This window comes from Rhizobium cauense (assembly GCF_019511525.1).
Taxonomy (GTDB): Bacteria; Pseudomonadota; Alphaproteobacteria; order Rhizobiales; family Rhizobiaceae; genus Rhizobium; species Rhizobium cauense.
In genome coordinates this window covers 203301-221292 of the sequence record NZ_JAEUAT010000002.1, presented here as the reverse complement: position 1 = coordinate 221292, position 17992 = coordinate 203301, and the positions used below count along the sequence as shown (strand labels likewise).

At 58.9% G+C, this 17992-nt stretch carries 16 protein-coding genes; 12 read left to right on the top strand and 4 right to left on the bottom strand.

The genetic code is table 11. The features are described 5' to 3' along the window. Positions 1-175: 175 nt before the first annotated feature. The 5 genes from JNB88_RS04215 to JNB88_RS04195 all read left to right on the top strand — a co-directional run bounded on the left by JNB88_RS04215 (position 176) and on the right by JNB88_RS04195 (position 5746). Positions 176-1228 (top strand): GGDEF domain-containing protein, encoded by a 1053-nt coding sequence (locus tag JNB88_RS04215; protein ID WP_220354422.1) that lies wholly within the window; start codon positions 176-178, stop codon positions 1226-1228. Between the two features lie 46 nt (positions 1229-1274). After that, a complete protein-coding gene (abc-f, locus tag JNB88_RS04210) occupies positions 1275-3158 on the top strand; it encodes a ribosomal protection-like ABC-F family protein (RefSeq protein ID WP_220354421.1) in 1884 nt (627 codons plus the stop codon). A gap of 128 nt (positions 3159-3286) precedes the next feature. Next, positions 3287-4114, top strand: a complete 828-nt coding sequence (locus JNB88_RS04205) for a polysaccharide deacetylase family protein (RefSeq protein WP_220354420.1) — start codon at positions 3287-3289, stop codon at positions 4112-4114. A 99-nt stretch (positions 4115-4213) separates the two neighbouring features. Continuing rightward, a complete protein-coding gene (locus tag JNB88_RS04200) occupies positions 4214-5140 on the top strand; it encodes a Gfo/Idh/MocA family protein (RefSeq protein WP_220354419.1) in 927 nt (308 codons plus the stop codon). A 60-nt stretch (positions 5141-5200) separates the two neighbouring features. Next, positions 5201-5746, top strand: a complete 546-nt coding sequence (locus tag JNB88_RS04195) for a GrpB family protein (RefSeq protein ID WP_220354418.1) — start codon at positions 5201-5203, stop codon at positions 5744-5746. Positions 5747-5758: 12 nt separating this feature from the next. Here the strand turns inward: JNB88_RS04195 and JNB88_RS04190 are convergent, their stop codons facing one another. Continuing rightward, on the bottom strand, positions 5759-6208 hold the full coding sequence (locus JNB88_RS04190) for a DNA polymerase III subunit chi (RefSeq protein WP_037134602.1): 450 nt from the start codon (positions 6206-6208) through the stop codon (positions 5759-5761). After that, entirely contained in the window at positions 6205-7698 is a 1494-nt protein-coding gene (locus JNB88_RS04185) for a leucyl aminopeptidase (RefSeq protein ID WP_220354417.1), read from the bottom strand. The genes JNB88_RS04190 and JNB88_RS04185 overlap by 4 nt, the downstream gene beginning before the upstream one ends. Positions 7699-7958: 260 nt before the next feature. Here JNB88_RS04185 and JNB88_RS04180 point away from each other — a divergent pair, with 260 nt between their 5' ends. The 7 genes from JNB88_RS04180 to rsmA all read left to right on the top strand — a co-directional run bounded on the left by JNB88_RS04180 (position 7959) and on the right by rsmA (position 16359). Then, positions 7959-8657: a phosphatase PAP2 family protein gene (locus JNB88_RS04180; protein WP_220354690.1), complete on the top strand. Its 699-nt coding sequence runs from the start codon at positions 7959-7961 to the stop codon at positions 8655-8657. A 97-nt stretch (positions 8658-8754) separates the two neighbouring features. After that, positions 8755-9921, top strand: coding sequence for an LPS export ABC transporter permease LptF (lptF, locus tag JNB88_RS04175; protein ID WP_220354416.1), 1167 nt, complete (start codon positions 8755-8757; stop codon positions 9919-9921). Further along, positions 9918-11006 (top strand): LPS export ABC transporter permease LptG, encoded by a 1089-nt coding sequence (gene lptG, locus JNB88_RS04170; RefSeq protein ID WP_220354415.1) that lies wholly within the window; start codon positions 9918-9920, stop codon positions 11004-11006. The genes lptF and lptG overlap by 4 nt, the downstream gene beginning before the upstream one ends. Further along, positions 11006-13363, top strand: coding sequence for an LPS-assembly protein LptD (locus JNB88_RS04165; protein WP_220354414.1), 2358 nt, complete (start codon positions 11006-11008; stop codon positions 13361-13363). The genes lptG and JNB88_RS04165 overlap by 1 nt, the downstream gene beginning before the upstream one ends. Before the next feature lie 187 nt (positions 13364-13550). Beyond that, complete coding sequence (locus JNB88_RS04160) at positions 13551-14501, top strand: SurA N-terminal domain-containing protein (protein WP_220354413.1); 951 nt, start codon at positions 13551-13553, stop codon at positions 14499-14501. A gap of 5 nt (positions 14502-14506) precedes the next feature. Next, complete coding sequence (pdxA, locus tag JNB88_RS04155; RefSeq protein ID WP_220354412.1) at positions 14507-15532, top strand: 4-hydroxythreonine-4-phosphate dehydrogenase PdxA; 1026 nt, start codon at positions 14507-14509, stop codon at positions 15530-15532. Continuing rightward, entirely contained in the window at positions 15532-16359 is an 828-nt protein-coding gene (rsmA, locus tag JNB88_RS04150) for a 16S rRNA (adenine(1518)-N(6)/adenine(1519)-N(6))-dimethyltransferase RsmA (RefSeq protein ID WP_220354411.1), read from the top strand. The genes pdxA and rsmA overlap by 1 nt, the downstream gene beginning before the upstream one ends. Before the next feature lie 67 nt (positions 16360-16426). Here the strand turns inward: rsmA and gmk are convergent, their stop codons facing one another. Then, positions 16427-17092, bottom strand: a complete 666-nt coding sequence (gmk, locus tag JNB88_RS04145; RefSeq protein WP_037134591.1) for a guanylate kinase — start codon at positions 17090-17092, stop codon at positions 16427-16429. A 3-nt stretch (positions 17093-17095) separates the two neighbouring features. Continuing rightward, a complete protein-coding gene (locus JNB88_RS04140; protein WP_037134590.1) occupies positions 17096-17983 on the bottom strand; it encodes a YicC/YloC family endoribonuclease in 888 nt (295 codons plus the stop codon). Positions 17984-17992: the final 9 nt, after the last annotated feature.

Genomic DNA, 17992 nt, shown 5'->3' with positions numbered 1-17992 from the left:
ATCAATATCCAAGATCCAGCACGGCAGTAAATGTCAGATGGATACTCTCCATTAACTGCGTTTGACTGTTCGGCACCGCAACTCAACTATAAACGCCCGAATTTAAGCTATTTTTAGCGCGGTAGTTGCATAGACAAACCGAACGCCACGCTGCGGTCGGAAAAAGGGAAACGTCATGCGAACTGCGCCGAATTCACAGGCACAACGAGAAGCAGTACAGCGTCCGGCCGCCGCTCCGACCGATATCCAGCGCATCGCCCAGCATATGGCGCGACTTGCAATCGCCGGCCTGCCTCGCAACTACGAACTTCTGCATGAAGCGATCATCGGCCAGAACGCCGCGCTGGCGCAGGACATCGCAGCGCTCGGTCCGACCCCACGACAAGCCTCCCTGGATGAGCTCGGCTTGAAATACCGACTTGTGAGCCATTGCGGACTTGCGAATGAAATATCCCATGCAGAGACGAGCAAGATGCTGCGAGATGCGGCTGACCGTCTTTCGGAAGTCCTCCGCCAAAAGCAGGCCTTTGTGCGAGCCGCGGAAACGGTGCTGCAATCCATTGCGGGCAACCCGGATCAGAGCCTCAGTTCGTTCATGAGCGAGATGGATTATCTCTCGACCTCCCTCTCGAACGTGGTGGCTTCGGAAAAGGACATCGAGGCCCGGCTGAAGAGCGACGTCGAACGCCTCGAGGCAATCGAACTCGGCATTGCCGCCGCTCATTCCGCGTCCGCAACCGACAAGCTCACGGGGATCCCCAACCGTATCGCGCTCAACAAGGCCATCGCCGATCTCTATGAACGCGAAGAAGGCGCGTCCGGCAATGCCCTCATCATGGTCGACGTCGATGACTTCAAGGCGCTCAATGTCCGATACGGCACCCAGGTGGGCACGCGACTGCTGAAGAAATTGGCGGATCTCTTCCGCAAATCGATCAAGAAGAACGATCTCGTCGCCCGGACGGACGGAGATGAGTTCGCCTTCCTGTTTGCGAATGTCGGCATGCAGGAGGCTCTGGCCATAGCCGAGCGCCTGCGCGCGTCTGTAGAAGATCACATGACCTTCGCAGCGTCGGACAACTCTGCCACTGTCGGGCTTACGATTTCACTCGGGGTCGCCTTGAGCGCGGACGCAACGACGGCATCGCAGCTGCAGGCAAATGCACGCGTGGCGCTCCTTTCGGCTCAGTCGAACCGCCGCCAACCAGTGCAAGCCTTCGGGCGCTGAGTTCAGGCTCTTGCGCTGATCGCGGCTTTCGGCCAAAACGCCGGCCATGATTACGATTTCCGATATCTCCGCACGTATTGCCGGCCGGCTGCTCCTCGATCATGCCAGCGTTTCTCTACCAGCCGGTACGAAAGCTGGTCTTGTCGGCCGGAATGGCGCGGGCAAGTCGACGCTTTTTCGAGTCATCACCGGCGATCTGGCTTCGGAAAGCGGCTCGGTGTCGATCCCGAAGAATGCCCGCATCGGACAGGTTGCCCAGGAAGCACCGGGAACTGAAGACGCCCTGATCGAAATCGTGCTGGCCGCCGACAAGGAACGCTCTGCCTTGCTGGCTGAGGCAGAAAGCGCCACAGATCCGCACCGGATCGCCGAGATCCAGATGCGACTGGTCGATATCGACGCGCATTCAGCGGAAGCTCGTGCCGCCAGCATCCTGGCAGGCCTTGGCTTTGATCAGGAAGCACAATCACGGCCGGCATCGTCCTTCTCGGGCGGCTGGCGAATGCGTGTCGCCCTTGCAGCAGTGCTATTCGCCGAACCAGATCTGCTGCTCCTCGACGAGCCGACCAACTATCTCGACCTCGAAGGCACCTTATGGCTTGAGGACTATGTCCGTCGGTACCCGCACACGGTCATCATCATCAGCCACGACCGCGACCTGCTGAACAACGCGGTCAACTCGATCGTTCATCTCGATCAGAAGAAGCTCACCTTCTATCGGGGCGGCTACGACCAGTTCGAAAGGCAGAAGGCAGAAGCCGACGAGTTGCAGACCAAGGCACGCGCGAAGAACGAGGCGGCGCGCAAGCACTTGCAGAGCTTCATCGATCGTTTCAAGGCAAAGGCCTCCAAGGCACGCCAGGCCCAGAGCCGCGTCAAGGCGCTGGAACGCATGGGAACGGTGGCTGCAGTCATCGAGGATCACGTACAGCCGATCACGTTCCCCGAGCCGGAAAAGCAACCTGCCTCCCCGATCGTGGCCATCAGCGGTGGTGCTGTCGGCTACGAGCCAGGCAAGCCGATCTTGAAGGGCCTGAACCTGCGGATCGACAATGACGATCGTATTGCCCTGCTCGGCTCCAACGGCAACGGCAAATCCACCTTCGCGAAATTCATCTCCGGTCGCCTCCAAGCCGACGCGGGCGATGTGAAGCTCGCCCCGAACCTGAAGATCGGCTTCTTCGCACAGCACCAGCTCGACGACCTGATCCCGGACCAATCACCCGTCGATCACGTGCGCCGTCTGATGCCGGATGCACCGGAAGCGAAGGTACGGGCGCGTGTCGCCCAGATGGGCCTTGCGACCGAAAAAATGTCAACGGCGGCCAAAGACCTGTCGGGCGGAGAGAAGGCGCGCCTGCTCATGGGGCTCGCCGCGTTTCATGCGCCGAATCTCCTGATCCTCGACGAGCCAACCAACCATCTCGACATCGACAGCCGTCGGGCGCTGATTGAGGCGCTCAACGACTACGAGGGGGCCGTTATCCTGATCTCGCACGACCGCCATCTCATCGAGGCGACAGTCGATCGACTTTGGCTCGTCAACAAGGGGACCGTCACGGCCTTCGAAGGCGATATGGACGAATACCGCGACCTCGTTGTCGCCTCGGGCAAGAAGAAGGACGAAAAGCCCCAGTTCGTTGAAGAGTCTGCCTCGAAGGCTGACCAGCGCAAGCTGAATGCCGAAAAGCGCGCATCGCTTGCGCCGCTCAAGAAAAAGATCAACGAAATCGAATCCTTGACCGGCAAGCTGGAGAAACTGATTCAGGCGCTTGATGCGGAACTTGCAGATCCGCTGCTCTACGAGAAAGCGCCCGCTAAGGCTGCGGAGAAGGCAAAGCAACGCGGCGAGGCTGCCGCAAAACTTGCCGCAGCCGAGGAGCAGTGGCTGGAGCTCTCCACCCAATACGAGGAGGCTATGGCAGGATAGCCACAGCCCTCGGCCAGAGCATGGCTGGCACTGCACTATTCGGTGCGCTGCCTGGCAATCGAAACCGTTCGTTAACCATAATCATAAAGGTTGTCTCAACTTTCATTACTGATTTGTTGAGCCCTTTCATGCGTCGCTTCGCCTTCCTTTCCGGTCTCCTCTTGAGCGTGGCGCTCGCCGGCTGCCAAACCGCCAAGCGCCCCGCGCCCGATACCACGATCAAGACCTCCTCAATCGTTGCGCCGGAAGGTCAGATTTCAGGAACCGAAGGTAGCCCGTTTCAAATGTCTCGCGATACGCGTCCGCATCACCTCGCCGGTCGAACGTTGACCGTGGCTTCCATCCACGACCTGCGGCTTGGGGACAAGGAAGTCATCCTCAGCTTTGACGACGGTCCGATTCCCGGCCGGACGGACCGCGTCCTCTCGACGTTGGACCAGTTCGGGGTCAAGGGTGCCTTCATGATGGTCGGAGAAATGGCCGAGTTGCATCCAGAGCTTGCCCGCAGGGTCGCGATGGAAGGCAATGCCATCGGCAGCCACACTTACCGGCACGAAAACCTGGCCGCGCTCACCTTCGATCTGGCAATGAAGGAGATCACCCGCGGCGAAGCCGCTGTCACCAAGGCGACCGGTGTCGATGTCAACTTCTTCCGCTTTCCGTACCTTGCAGACAGTCACAAGCTGCGCGCGGCCGTCGCAATGCGCGATATGGTCGTGATGGATGTCGACGTAGACAGCAAGGACTACTTCAACACATCGCCTGCCGCCGTGACCAAGCGAACGATGGATCGCCTGCACGAACGCGGTCGCGGCATCATTCTCATGCACGACATTCACAATCGTACGGCCACAATGCTACCCACGCTGCTTTCAAGGCTCGAGGCGGAAGGGTATAAGGTGGTGACGCTGCAGTTCAAGAAGTCAACCGCGCCCGCCGAGATGGCGTCTCTCTGAATGGGGCTATCGACGCTTGCCCACCGGCATCTTTCTGGTAAAACAGCCGCAAAATAAGTCATACTTTTTTGAGCGAAACACCGAACGCGAGCCAACAGCATGTCACCTATCAATCTCGCCATCGTCGGCGTCGGCAAGATCGTCCGCGACCAGCACCTTCCCTCGATCGCCAAGAACCCGGACTTCAAGCTCATTGCGACGGCGAGCCGTCACGGCACCGTCGAGGGCGTCCAGAGCTTCACCACGATCGATGCGATGCTCGACGCCGTTCCTGATATCGATGCGGTTTCGCTGTGCATGCCGCCGCAATATCGCTACGAAGCTGCACACAAGGCGCTTTCGGCGGGCAAGCATGTCTTCCTCGAGAAGCCACCAGGCGCCACGCTGAGTGAAGTGGCCGACCTCGAAAGCCTGGCGGCAAGCAAGGGTGTTTCGCTGTTCGCGAGCTGGCATTCACGCTATGCGGCTGCCGTGGAGGCAGCGAAATCTTTTCTCGCGTCGACCACGATCAAGAGCGTCCATGTCATCTGGAAGGAAGATGTCCGCCATTGGCATCCGAATCAGGACTGGATCTGGCAGGCTGGCGGCCTCGGCGTCTTCGATCCCGGTATCAATGCCCTGTCGATCGTCACGCATATCCTGCCGAAGGCGATTTTCCTGACAAGCGCGACGCTGGAGTTCCCCGAGAACCGCGATGCACCGATTGCCGCCGATCTGCACTTCAAGAACGCCGACGGCATTCCCGTTCATGCTGAATTCGACTGGAGGCAGACCGGCAAACAGAGCTGGGACATCCTCGCTGAGACCGAAGCCGGCCACATGGAGCTTGCCGAAGGCGGCTCGAAGCTTTCCATTAACGGCGAGCTGAAGTTCTCGGCTCCCGAAGAGGAATACCCGTCGCTCTACCGCCAGTTCGCCGAACTCGTCAAAACAGGCAGGTCCGATGTAGACATCGCGCCGCTGCGTCATGTGGCCGACGCCTTCATGCTCGGCAAGCGCAAGTTCGTCGACGCATTCCACGATTGATGCAAAATTGCCGAACCCCGTGATACTGTGGTTGTGCTCACTGGTATTGCGGAGTTCGGCATGCGGGATGATGCGTCTTTCGGCCTTGGATTGAAGAACCTGACGGTTTCTCTGGCCGCGCCGAACAAACTGTGGAACGACGCATACGAGAGCGAAGCCGAAGCCATTCGGCTTGCGCTTGGCGATGCGGCTCTAGGCATTGAGCATGTCGGTAGCACGGCCATTCCCGACATCAAGGCAAAACCGATCATCGACATCATGGTCGGCATCAAGCGCTTCGAAGACGGGCCAAAGCTTGTCGGTGCGATGGAAGCGATCGGCTATGACTACGCCGGAAAGGACATCGTTCCCGACGACCATATTTTCGGCCGCGGCATCAAAGGCGAGACCCGCACTCATCTCGTCCATGTCGTGGAGTATCACGGCTATCACTGGAACCGCATGCTCGCCTTTCGCGATGCGCTACGGGCCGACCCGGGCCTTGCGCGCGCCTACGAGCGATTGAAGGTCGGCTTGGCCGACGAACATGCCGATAGCCGTTCAGAATATACGAAATCCAAACGAGAATTTATCGACAAGGTCGTGGCCGACGCCGGCCTGCCCTGACCGTCAATCAGGTCAGGCCTTCTTTTCCCAACGACCTTCAGCCGTTTGCTGCCAATAGGTGAGGTTATGTCCCTCACCTTTCAGCTTCTTCCACTGCGCACGCGCACCCTCCAGCTGTTCCTGGTCGTAACCATCGAACATGAAGACAACCCGCTGATAGGAATCGACCGGTGGCGGCTCTGCGCCATCGACGATAAATCGAACGGTCGCAGCATTGGCATTTCCCTCGGAAATAGTGAGTAGAACCGGCTGATTTTCAGCCATGTCCCCCTCGTCGGTGCCGTGCGGCAAGAAGCTATCCTCGCGAAATGTCCAGAGATGCTGATCGAGCAGCTCCCGCCGTGACCCTTCCTTCAACTGCACGGCGACGCGCCAGCCACGCTCCACGCTTTTCTCGAGCAGCGGCGGCAGCGCGTCCTCCAATTTGGATTCCGTCAGATGATAGAACAGAACTTCCGTCATGACTCGTAGTTGGTACGAACCAGCTCGTCGAGAAGCCGCACGCCATAGCCGGAACCCCAGGACTGATTGATCTCATCCTGCGGCGACCCCATGGCCGTTCCCGCGATGTCGAGATGCGCCCAAGGCGTATCCTGCACGAATCTCTTCAGGAAATGGGCCGCTGTAATCGAGCCTGCATGACGGCCGCCAGTGTTCTTCATGTCGGCAAACTTGCTGTCGATCATCTTGTCGTATTCCTTGCCGAGCGGCATGCGCCAGAGCTTCTCGCTGGTCGTCAGACCCGCCGCGGTCAGCTGTGCCGACAATGCATCATCGTTGGAGAACAGACCGGCATGGACATTGCCGAGTGCGACAAGAATAGCGCCGGTCAAGGTTGCCAGGTTGATCATGAACTTCGGCTTGAAGCGGTCGTTGCAATACCAGAGCGCATCGCAGAGGACGAGCCGACCCTCTGCATCAGTATTGATCACCTCGATCGTTTGGCCGGACATCGACGTGACGATGTCGCCAGGACGCTGAGCGTTACCATCAGGCATGTTCTCGACCAGGCCAATGATGCCCACGGCATTCACGGCAGCCTTGCGAGCGGCAAGGACGTGCATCAGACCGGTGACCGCTGCGGCTCCGCCCATGTCACCTTTCATTTCTTCCATGCCGGCGGCTGGCTTGATCGAGATGCCACCGGTGTCGAACACGACGCCCTTGCCGATGAATGCGATCGGGCTTTCACCATCCTTGCCGCCCTTCCATTGCATGATCGCAAGTCGCGGAGGTCTGACAGAGCCTTGTGCCACGCCCAAAAGGGCGCCCATGCCGAGTTTCTGCATCTCCTTTTCAGTGAGGATTTCCACCTCGACACCAAGCTTTGCCAGCTCGCTGGCCTTGGCCGCAAATTCGACAGGTCCCAGGACATTCGGCGGCTCATTCACGAGGTCGCGCGCCAGATTGACGCCAGCAGCAACCGCCTCTGAACCCTTGAATGCCTTGGCAGCGCCAGCCGCATCTGCCGTGACTATTGTCACCGCGATCCGACCGTTCTCACTGTTGCCGTCCTCGTCCTTCTTCTTGGTCTTGTAGGTATCGAAGCTATAGGCTCGCAGCAGCATGCCGAGGGCAAAATCCGCCGCTTCCTTGGCTCCGACACTGACGTCAGGAGCATCGATAAAGATCGCGACCTTCCCTGCCTTCTTGATCTTGGAGGCAGCGACCCCACCCGCCTTGAGCCAATCGTGAGTGGTCAACTCGTCCGGCTTTCCAACACCAATCACGAGAAGGCGCTCGGCCGCAGAGCCTTCCGGCGCGACGAGATCAAGCACGGTCGTCGGCTTGGCCGAAAAACCGGCGATCTTTGCCGCTCTGGCAATCACGCCCGCAGGGTCCGCGGCCTTTGCACCGGCGGCGACCGCCGCGCCTCTTGCTTGCAGCAGGACCGCGTAGCCACCGGCGATTTCGGCGGACTTCTCAAACGAAATATCGAATTTGGCTGACATATCTTCTCCAGTGGGATTTTCCTAAATCCGCTCTACCCAATCATTTCGGGTTTCACCCCCGAAAACAAGTCTTCAACCAATAGCGGCGCTACGCGCCCTGCCAGGTCTCGTTAACGGGATGTCATCTTCGGCGCATATTCCTCCAGTGGAATTGAGTCCACAGGAATTGCCACGTGATTTCGGCACTAAGGTCATCGGTGACAGCAGCGCCTTGGCGCATCGCAGCACTTGAAACCGTTCCCGCCCGCGCATTCATCGCCATGCTCTGTCTCTGGTGGCTGCTGCTCCTGCTGTTCAGCACTTTTCCCCAGATCGATCTCTACGCATCAACACACTTCTTCGTGCGGGAGGCCTGCAAGACTGCGGCAACCCTCGGGGAAAATTGCGGGTATTTCCCCTACCGGCGCGAAACCTATCTCGGGCTCCTGCGAATCGTCTTTTTCCGACTTCCCTATGTCATCGCCATAGTGATGTTGTGGAAACTCGCGCATTGTTATTGGCAGTTTGGATCCACATTCAATGTCGTACGCGCCCGCGCATTCAAGGTCGCGCTCGGCTCGCTCATCATCGGTCCCGGGCTCCTGGTGAACCTGGTTCTGAAGGAGCACTGGGGCAGGCCTCGCCCCTGGCAGACGGTGGATTTCGGCGGCCAACTCGACTTCGTGCAGGCCGGGTCAGTGGCCGGCAAGTGCGTGTCAAACTGTTCCTTCGTTTCCGGTGAGGCGGCAGGCGCAGGCTGGCTCTTCTGCCTCATCGTCTTCGTACCACAACCGGCACGCTCCGCTCTTGCCCTCCCGCTGGCCGCGATCTCGTTCCTCGCGCCTGCCATGCGGCTCGCCTTCGGCGCTCACTACCTATCGGATGTGACCCTCGGCTGGCTCTCCTCCGTCGTCGTTTTCGCCGGCCTGCTTGCACTCACCGATTCGCCACAGGGCGAAAAAAAACTGAAATTTGAATGAATTTTCGATTCTGCCTTGTCGCAAAAGCAAACCAAAGAGCGTAGATGGATTTCGCTGCATAGCGGCATCGGTTCGCAACTGGCGTTCAAGGGCATGAATGAAACTGCTTGAGACATATATACTCCGGCGCGTTGGCCAGATGTTTCTCGTTGCCCTGTTGCCGGTGCTCGCGATCATTTGGACGACCCAGGTGCTGCAGCGCGTCAATCTGGTTACCGATAGCGGCCAGTCGATGGGCTCGTTCGCCAAATTGGCGACGCTGATCCTGCCGTCGATCATTCCGATCGTGCTGCCGTTCGCCTTGGTCATCGGCGTGACTCAAACGCTGACGACGATGAACAACGATTCGGAACTAACCGTCATCGACGCGGCTGGCGCCAAGCGCGGTATCATCCTGCGGCCGATCCTGATTCTCGCGGCTGTCATCAGCGCTTTTTCTTTTTTTGTAGACAACGTCGTGGAGCCGAAGGCCAAGACCGGCGTTCGGCAGATGGTGGCCGCCGCCTACGCAGATCTGCTTTCCACGGTCATCGAAGAAAAGAACTTCCGCCGCATCGACACCGGTCTCTACGTGCAGATATCCGAAAGGCTTGCCGGACGCGTGCTGAAGGGCCTCTTCGTCGTCGACGAACGCGATCCCGCATTCGAGCTTATCTATTATGCACGCGAAGGCGCGGTTGACGAGAAAGGCACCTCGCTCATCATGCATGACGGCGAGGTTCATCGCAAAACGTCGACCGGTGATGTCTCGGTCATCCGCTTCGATTCCTACTCTTTCGACCTTTCCGACCTCACGCAGAATCGTGGCCAGGCAACCCTTCGCGCCTCGGACCGCGAGCTTCCGTTCCTTTTCAACCCCGATCCGACCGACAAGGACTATATTGCCAAGCCCGGCAGCTATCGAGCGGAGTTGCACCGCCGTCTGACAGATTGGGCTTTGCCCATGGTGTTCGCATTGATTTCGCTTGCCATTGCCGGTGACGCACGCTCCCACCGTGAGGCGCGCCTGCATCCCATGGTGGCGGCGCTCATATTTGCATTTGCGATTCGCTGGGCGTCATTTTACGCCGCCAACCAGATCGATACCGATCCGGAATATATCGGTATCCTCTATGCGATTCCTGTCGTCGCGAGCCTTCTCGCGATCGCATCGATCTCGCATCACAAGCGTCTTGGGGTCATATCGACAATGAGCGACCGCGCTGCCACATTCTGGCAGAAGGTTCAGCGCCGGCTAAATCGCTCTACCGGGAGCAGCGCATGATTTTCGGAACGCTCAGCCGCTACTTTTTCCGTCGCTACCTCCTGACCACGATGTGGTTTTTCCTCGGTGTTATCGGCATTGTTTTCCTTGTCGATTTCAGCGAGACGGCCGGTCGCCTTTCCGGTCTGCCCGGCTATACCGTGACCAGCGGCCTCTTGATGACTGCCGTGCGCCTGCCGCTGATCCTGCAGCAGACCGTTCCCTTCATTGCCCTCTTTGTGGGGATGACGGTCCTGATCGGCCTCAACAGAAAATACGAACTGGTTGTTACGCGCGCTGCGGGCATTTCAGTCTGGCAATTCATGTCGCCCTTCCTTGCTGGCGCCTTTCTGCTTGGCGTCCTCGTCATGACGGTCCTCAATCCGCTCGCAGCATGGGGACAACGCCAGGCGGCCGTCGTCGAAAGCAACTGGCGCGGAGAGAGTTCGACGTCCAACGCGGCACCCCAGGTTCCATGGATCCGCCAGATCAGCGGCAAGGACGATGTGATCATCGGAGCGCATACGATTCTCGAGGACGGCACGCTGCTCATGGACGCGGTCTTCGTGCATTTTGATTCGACTAATCACATCGCCCTGAGACAGGACGCCGCGTCGGCAAAATTGGAAGATGGTTACTGGCTTCTTAAGAATGTTGTGGAGCGTCGCCCCGGCGAAATCGCAGTCCGCAAAGATGAGGTGCGAGTCCGCACCAATTTGAAACAGGATTTCGTCCAACAGAGGCTCGCATCCCCTGAAACCATTGCGTTTTTTGACCTTTCGAGCCGAATTCAAGCAGCCAAATCCTTCGGGATTCCGACCAAGGCTCTGGAAACCCAATTTCACTCGTTGCTGTCTCAACCACTGCTGCTCGTCGCAATGACTCTCATTGCTGCAACAGTGTCCCTAAAATTTAGCCGGTTCAACCAATCGAGGTCAGTGATTCTGGGTGGAATCCTGTCAGGCTTCGTGCTTTATGTGGTCACCGTGCTTGTAAAAGCATTCGGAAGCAGTGGGGTTGTCCCGCCTTTCGTGGCGACGTGGATTCCGGTCACCGTCGCCTTGGCTTTGGGTGCAACAATTCTGCTTCATCAGGAGGATGGCTAGTGGCGGCAGGCGACCGCAAGACTCTTAGTAAACAGATGGTTGCCCTGCTCGTAGGCGCAGCCCTGTCCACCTATTCCAGTGGCTTTCCTGCTGCTTTCGCACAAGATGCCCTGCAAGGTTTGAAGCCGAACGTATCGGGCGAACAGAAACTGATTCTGTCGGCCAACGAACTTGTCTACAACAAGGACGCGCAGATCGTTTCCGCCATCGGTGGCGTGCAGATCAACTACGGCGGCTACCGGATGGTATCGCAGCGCGTAGAGTATAATCAGCAGACCGGGCGCCTGATGGCGCTTGGCAACGTCGAACTCATTGGCCCCGACGGCAGCCGCATGTACGCCGATAAGCTCGATGTCACTGACGACTTCGGGAACGGCTTCGTAAACGCGCTCCGAATCGAAACCCCTGACAATACGCGCCTGGTTGCCGAAACCGGTGAGCGTGTCGGCGGCACGCAGATGATTCTGAACAAGGGCGTTTACACCGCCTGTCTGCCTTGCGCCGAGAGGCCGGAGCGGCCTCCGTTCTGGCAGGTCAAGGCTGAACGCGTCATACAGGATGGTGTCAAGCACACTATTCGGTTGGAAAAGGCCCGTTTCGAACTCCTCGGACACCCGCTCGCGTATGTTCCTTGGATCGAGGTTCCCGACAACACCGTGAAGCGGAAGTCCGGCTTCCTCTTTCCCAGTTTTGTCACGGCTGAAAACCTCGGTTTTGGCCTGTCGGTCCCGTACTACTACGTTATCTCTCCCAGCAGCGACGTAACTGTTACCGGTACTGGCTATACGACGCAGGGATTCTTGCTGGACGCAGAGTATCGCCAGCGGTTCGAGAACGGCACGCATATTCTTCGAGTGGCTGGAATTAATCAGCTCAGCCCCGAAACCTTCACACCCGGCACCAGTGATGCCGAAAACGACCTCCGTGGGGTGGTCTCGTCAAAGGGCGCTTTCCAGATCAATCCGCGCTGGGCGTTCGGCTGGGACGTGATGGCCCAGAGCGATAACAATTTCTCCCGCACCTACAGCCTCAACGGGTTGGATGGTTCAACGCAAACGAACCAAGTCTATCTGACGGGCCTCGGCAAGCGGAATTTCTTCGATCTTCGTTCGTTCTACTTTGATGTTCAGAACGCCGATCCGAATGATGTCGCCGAGAAGCAGCAGGCGATCGTCTATCCGGTGATGGACTATCACTTCGTTGCACCGCAGCCACTCGCCGGAGGTGAGCTTTCGGCTGACGTCAACTTCACGAACCTGTCGCGCACCCACGATGATTTCTACAGCGTCGCAGGCTTTGACCGGTTCCGTGGCCTTGAAGGCCAGACCTCCCGGCTCACCGGCGAACTGGAATGGAAGCGGACATTTGTCACGCCTCAGGGTTTCCTGATCACTCCGCTGCTGGCCGCCCGTGGCGACGCATTGGCGTTGAACATGACTGCGCCGCCGACCTCCGGCACATTTGCCTATGATGGCAACTACGAGGACGGCAATGCGGCGGCCCGCTCGATGTTCACCGCCGGATTGGAGATGCGTTATCCGATCCTCGGGACGACGGCAAACAGCACGCACCTGTTCGAGCCGATCGCGCAGATTTACGCGCGTCCCAACGAACGCCTCGCCGGTGCGCTTCCCAACGAAGACGCACAGAGCTTCGTGTTCGACGCGACGAATCTTTTCGAGCGCGACAAGTTCTCGGGCTATGACCGCATTGAAGGTGGTACGCGCGCCAATCTCGGTTTCCAGTACACCGGCACGTTCGATAACGGCTACAAGCTGCATGGCATTTTTGGCCAGTCTTACCAGCTCGGCGGTCAGAATTCCTTCGATACGGCCGACCTTGTGAACGTCGGTGCCGATTCCGGCCTTGAGACCGATGTCTCCGACTTTGTCGGTCTGGCCGGCATCGAGACGCCACAGGGTCTGGCGCTTGCAGCGTCTTACCGGCTTGACGAGAAGGACCTCGCGTTCCGCCGTGGCGATTTGACCGCTGGCTTCCAGACAGACAGCTATCAAAGCCAGCTCATCTATACCCATATTTCGGCACAACCAGAGTATGGCTTTGCCGATGACAATGATGAAATCCAGGCCAAGGGAAGCGTTAAGTTCAAGGATTACTGGACGGTATTTGGCGGCGTTGCTTGGGATCTCCAGGAAAACACTCTCGTTAGGAAGACATTCGGCCTGACCTATGAGGACGAGTGCACGATCTTCACCATCGCTTACACCGAGAAGCGCGACACCAGCGCCGAATCCGCGAGCGACTGGACGATTGGCGCCAGGTTGACGTTCCGGACGTTGGGAGACATCAACGTCGGCGGCGCGGTGGATACCAGCACAACGATCTATCAGAACTGACGTACAGTTCAGTCTTACGGCGAAAGAAAGGGCCTTTCTTTCGCCGTAAGACTATGCAGGACATTGTCGCCAGTTGATATCTGGGGCATATGCTGAATTTTCAATTTGAAGCGGTAGTGCCCGTTTGTCTCGAAAAGGTATGTGCGCCGCGACGCAAATGCGCGGCGTCAATGGGAAGGGTCGATAGATGATTGGCGCCAAAAGAACCATCAAAACGATGATTGCCGGCGTGGCTTTCGCGGTGCTGGCAGCATTTGCCGCGCCACAGGCCGGATCGGCGTTTGCCGCAAGCGAAGTCAGAGTGGTTGTCAACGGCACGGCAATTACCAGCGGCGATGTCGCCAAGCGTCAAGCATTCCTCAGGCTGCAGCATCAGAAAGCGGACGCCAAGGCAGCAGAAGAGCAGCTGATCGACCAGACGCTGAAGCAGCAGGAAATCTCGCGCGTGCGTATGTCGGTTTCCAAGGACGACGTCGACGCATCCTTCGCGCGCTTTGCAAGTGGCAACAAGCTGACGACCGCCCAGATGACGCAGATTCTCGATCGCGCCGGCGTCGGCGTCGATCATTTCAAGGCTTTCATTGCCGTGCAGATGAGCTGGCCGCGGTTGGTGAACGCGCGCTATGGCTCAAGCGCCCGCATGTCGAATTCCGACCTCGTCGCTCGCATGATGGAAAACAAGCAGAAGCCTGAAACTACAGAGTATATTCTGCAGCAGATGATCTTCGTCGTCCCTGCAAGCAAGAAGGGCATCGTCGGCAAGCGCAAGAGCGAAGCCGAAGCGTCGCGGTCGAAGTATCCGGGTTGCGACCAGGCGAAGGTATTTGCGGCAACGATGCGCGACGTCTCGGTACGCGACCTCGGCCGCGTTCTTGCACCAGAGCTCCCCGCCGAGTGGAAGCCGCTCGTCGAGCAGGCCAAGGGAAATACGACGGCTACCCGAGTGACCGAGCGCGGTGTCGAGTACATCGCGATCTGCAGCCAGCGTCAGGTATCTGACGACCAGGCCGCTGAAATGGTGTTCCGCCAGGAAGACCTCGACAAGGCGAAGGCAGACAAGAACGGACCTGCGGAGAACCCGAACGCCAAGAAGTATATCGATGAGCTGCGCAAGAAGGCGCAGATCATGCGCCCCTGAGCCAAATGACAATTCCGTTCTCGCGCCCCCTCGCTCTTAGCCAGGGCGATCCGGCCGGTGTCGGCCCTGATATTACATTGCTGGCATGGCTGAGGCGCAGGGAATTGGGCCTCCCACCGTTTGTCTATATAGGCGATCCGGATGTGCTGGCCCTGCGTGCACGGCTGTTGGGCTTGGCGGTTACCGTCCGCGAGACCGATTGTGCGAACGCCGGTGACACGTTTGCTGACGCGCTACCGGTTCTTCCCATCTCAGCGGGTATCGAGGTGGTAGCAGGCGAGCCGCACGTGGCAACCGCGAAGAGTACGATCGCAGCTATCGAAAAAGCCGTCTCGCTCACCATGAGCGGCGAGGCGCTTGCCGTTGTCACCAATCCGATCGCCAAGTCCGTGCTTTACGAATCCGGCTTTCCCTTTCCGGGGCATACGGAATTTCTGGCGGATCTCTCCGGGAAAGCCACAGGGCAGTCGGTCACGCCGGTGATGATGCTTACCGGTCCAAAGCTTCGCGCCATTCCTGTAACGATCCATATCCCTATCAAGGATGTGCCCCAAGCGCTGAGTACGGAGCACATTATCGAGACCTGCCGGATCGCGGATGCCGATCTCCGGGCGCGGTTTGGGATCGATCATCCGCGCCTTGCCGTTGCCGGTCTCAATCCTCATGCCGGCGAAGACGGTACGATCGGCAAGGAAGATGCAGCGATCATCACGCCGGCAATTCAATTTCTCCGCTCCGAGGGCATCAATGCGATCGGTCCGCTGCCCGCCGACACCATGTTCCATGACGAAGCCCGGGCGCGTTACGACGTCGCGATCTGCATGTACCACGATCAAGCCTTGATACCGGCCAAAGCGCTTGGCTTCGACGATTCCGTCAATGTGACCCTTGGTTTGCCTTTCGTGCGCACCTCGCCTGATCATGGCACGGCGTTCGGCATCGCCGGCAAGGGGCTTGCAAGAGAGAGCAGCCTCGTCGCCTCCCTCAAGCTCGCCGGCCACCTCGGACGTACCGCGGAAGGGCGTCGTTGATGGCTGCTCTGGACGGGCTGCCGCCCCTGCGCGACGTTATCCAGCGCCATGGCCTCGATGCCCGCAAGGCACTCGGCCAGAACTTTCTGCTCGATCTCAACCTGACACAGAAGGTTGCCAGGACGGCTGGCTCGCTTGAAGGTGTCACGGTCTTCGAAGTCGGCCCCGGTCCGGGCGGACTGACGCGAGCGATCCTGGCGCTTGGCGCAAAAAAGGTGATCGCCGTCGAGCGTGACGCGCGCTGCCTGCCTGCGCTGGCCGAGATCGCCTCGCACTATCCGGGGCGGCTCGAAGTTATCGAAGGCGACGCTCTGAAGACGGATTTCGAGGCTCTTGCACCGGAAGGCCCGGTGAAGATCATAGCGAACTTGCCCTACAATGTCGGCACGCAGTTGCTGGTCAATTGGATCCTGCCGAAGCAATGGACTCCTTTCTGGGAGTCGCTGACGCTCATGTTCCAGAAAGAGGTAGGCGAGCGGATCGTGGCTACCGAAGACGACGACCACTATGGCAGACTGGGTGTTCTCTGCGGATGGCGCACAAATGCGCGCATGGCATTTGACGTACCGCCGCAGGCCTTCACGCCTCCGCCGAAAGTCACGTCAACGGTCGTCCATCTGACGCCAATCGAGAGCCCGATCCCCTGCTCCGTCACTGATCTGGAAAGGGTCACGCACGCCGCCTTCGGGCAACGCCGCAAGATGCTGCGGCAAAGCCTCAAGCCTCTTGGGGGTGAAGCCCTGTTGAGCAGGGCGAACATAGATCCGCAGCGCCGGGCTGAAACGCTTTCGGTTGCCGAGTTCGTGCGGCTGGCGAATTGCCTCTAGGTCTCGCTTACTGCTGCGGGGGCTGATCCGTTAAGCTGCCCCGAACATCACTGCAGAACTTGCGGTCCTAAAGCTTCGGCTCTTCCGTCAGCAGTCCATTGACGAAGTCGAACAAGCCGTGGCGCCGGTCGCGGCGGACACGTTCTGCATTGACGATACAGCTCACGTTGCGAAAGGCTTCGTCGAGATCGTCGTTTACAATGACGTAGTCGTATTCCCGCCAGCGTTCAATCTCGGCCCGGGAATTGAGAAGCCGTGTACGGATGACCTCTTCCGAATCCTCAGCGCGACGATGTAGTCGCGACTGAAGTTCGGTCATGGTGGGCGGCAACACGAAGATCGAAACGATATCCGCCTTCATCTTGTCCTGGAGCTGCAGAGCGCCCTGCCAGTCGATATCGAACAGCATGTCGCGGCCTTCGGCCATTGCTGCTTCCACGGGTTCCCGCGGCGTGCCGTAGAAATTGCCGTGTACTTCTGCCCATTCAAGCAGATCACCCGCGTCACGCATCCTCTCGAATTGAGGGACGGTGATAAAATGATAGTGCTTGCCGGCGATTTCGCTCGGCCGTTTCGCCCTGGTCGTGACGCTGACAGAAATTTCCAGGCTATGGTCATCCCTGAGGAGATTGCCGGCAATCGTCGACTTCCCCGCGCCGGACGGCGACGAAAGGACGAGCATGAGCCCGCGCCGGGCGATCTTGGTGGGTGGGCTCGACTGGGCCGGGTTCATGTATCACTCCAGATTCTGGACCTGCTCGCGGAACTGGTCGATGACGACTTTCAGCTCGATACCGGCGGCCGTGACAGCCGCGGCATTCGACTTCGAACAGATGGTATTCGATTCTCTGTTAAATTCCTGCGCAAGGAAATCCAGCTTGCGCCCGACGGGTCCGCCCTTCCCGATCAAATCCCGGGCGGCGGCGACATGTGCTTTCAGCCGATCGATCTCCTCGCGAAGATCGGCCTTCGTGGCCAGCAATGCTGCTTCGGCATGCAACCTGTCGCGATCCAGCTTACCCGAACCGTCCATCAGCAAGGCGACCTGCGCAGCCAATCGGCCAGCAATCTCCTGTGGTGAACGTGACGGGTCGCGTTCGATCGCCTGGGTTAGTCCTTCAATCGTGGCGACATGGTCGAGAAGGATTCTCGACAGGGCGGCGCCTTCGAGTTCACGCATCTGCCGCAGGTCGGCAAGGGCAGCGATCAGGCCTGCGGTGATATCGGAATCGCGCGCCGCTATCGCTTCATCACCATCTTCGGTCTCGCGGAATTCGATGATACCTCGGATGCCGAGCAAGGTATCCAGCTGCAACGGCGCGGGATCTATGATACCGCCGAGCTGGTCACGCAGGGCAAGCACGGCGGACAGCGCCTCCTGATTGAGGACGGTCTCAATGCGACTCTCGCCGGCAGATACGGAAAGCGATGCCTGCATGTTGCCGCGGCTGAAGCGCTCACCGACAAGGCGGCGCACGTCATTCTCCATGCGCTCCAGACCTGACGGGAGGCGCAAGCGCAGATCAAGGCCCTTGCCATTGACAGAGCGCAGTTCCCAAGCCCAGCGCCAGCGCCCGCTTGTGCCTTCACGCCGCGCAAAACCGGTCATGGACTGCAAAGCCATGCAAGCCTC

Coding starts and splice junctions, on each gene's coding strand:
- lptF (WP_220354416.1), top strand. CDS start 8,755: ATGAAACTGCTTGAGACATATATACTCCGGCGCGTTGGCCAGATGTTT.
- JNB88_RS04190 (WP_037134602.1), bottom strand. CDS start 6,208: ATGACGGAAGTTCTGTTCTATCATCTGACGGAATCCAAATTGGAGGAC.
- JNB88_RS04205 (WP_220354420.1), top strand. CDS start 3,287: ATGCGTCGCTTCGCCTTCCTTTCCGGTCTCCTCTTGAGCGTGGCGCTC.
- abc-f (WP_220354421.1), top strand. CDS start 1,275: ATGATTACGATTTCCGATATCTCCGCACGTATTGCCGGCCGGCTGCTC.
- JNB88_RS04195 (WP_220354418.1), top strand. CDS start 5,201: ATGCGGGATGATGCGTCTTTCGGCCTTGGATTGAAGAACCTGACGGTT.
- pdxA (WP_220354412.1), top strand. CDS start 14,507: ATGACAATTCCGTTCTCGCGCCCCCTCGCTCTTAGCCAGGGCGATCCG.
- JNB88_RS04215 (WP_220354422.1), top strand. CDS start 176: ATGCGAACTGCGCCGAATTCACAGGCACAACGAGAAGCAGTACAGCGT.
- JNB88_RS04140 (WP_037134590.1), bottom strand. CDS start 17,983: ATGGCTTTGCAGTCCATGACCGGTTTTGCGCGGCGTGAAGGCACAAGC.
- JNB88_RS04160 (WP_220354413.1), top strand. CDS start 13,551: ATGATTGGCGCCAAAAGAACCATCAAAACGATGATTGCCGGCGTGGCT.
- gmk (WP_037134591.1), bottom strand. CDS start 17,092: ATGAACCCGGCCCAGTCGAGCCCACCCACCAAGATCGCCCGGCGCGGG.
- rsmA (WP_220354411.1), top strand. CDS start 15,532: ATGGCTGCTCTGGACGGGCTGCCGCCCCTGCGCGACGTTATCCAGCGC.
- JNB88_RS04200 (WP_220354419.1), top strand. CDS start 4,214: ATGTCACCTATCAATCTCGCCATCGTCGGCGTCGGCAAGATCGTCCGC.
- lptG (WP_220354415.1), top strand. CDS start 9,918: ATGATTTTCGGAACGCTCAGCCGCTACTTTTTCCGTCGCTACCTCCTG.
- JNB88_RS04180 (WP_220354690.1), top strand. CDS start 7,959: ATGCTCTGTCTCTGGTGGCTGCTGCTCCTGCTGTTCAGCACTTTTCCC.
- JNB88_RS04185 (WP_220354417.1), bottom strand. CDS start 7,698: ATGTCAGCCAAATTCGATATTTCGTTTGAGAAGTCCGCCGAAATCGCC.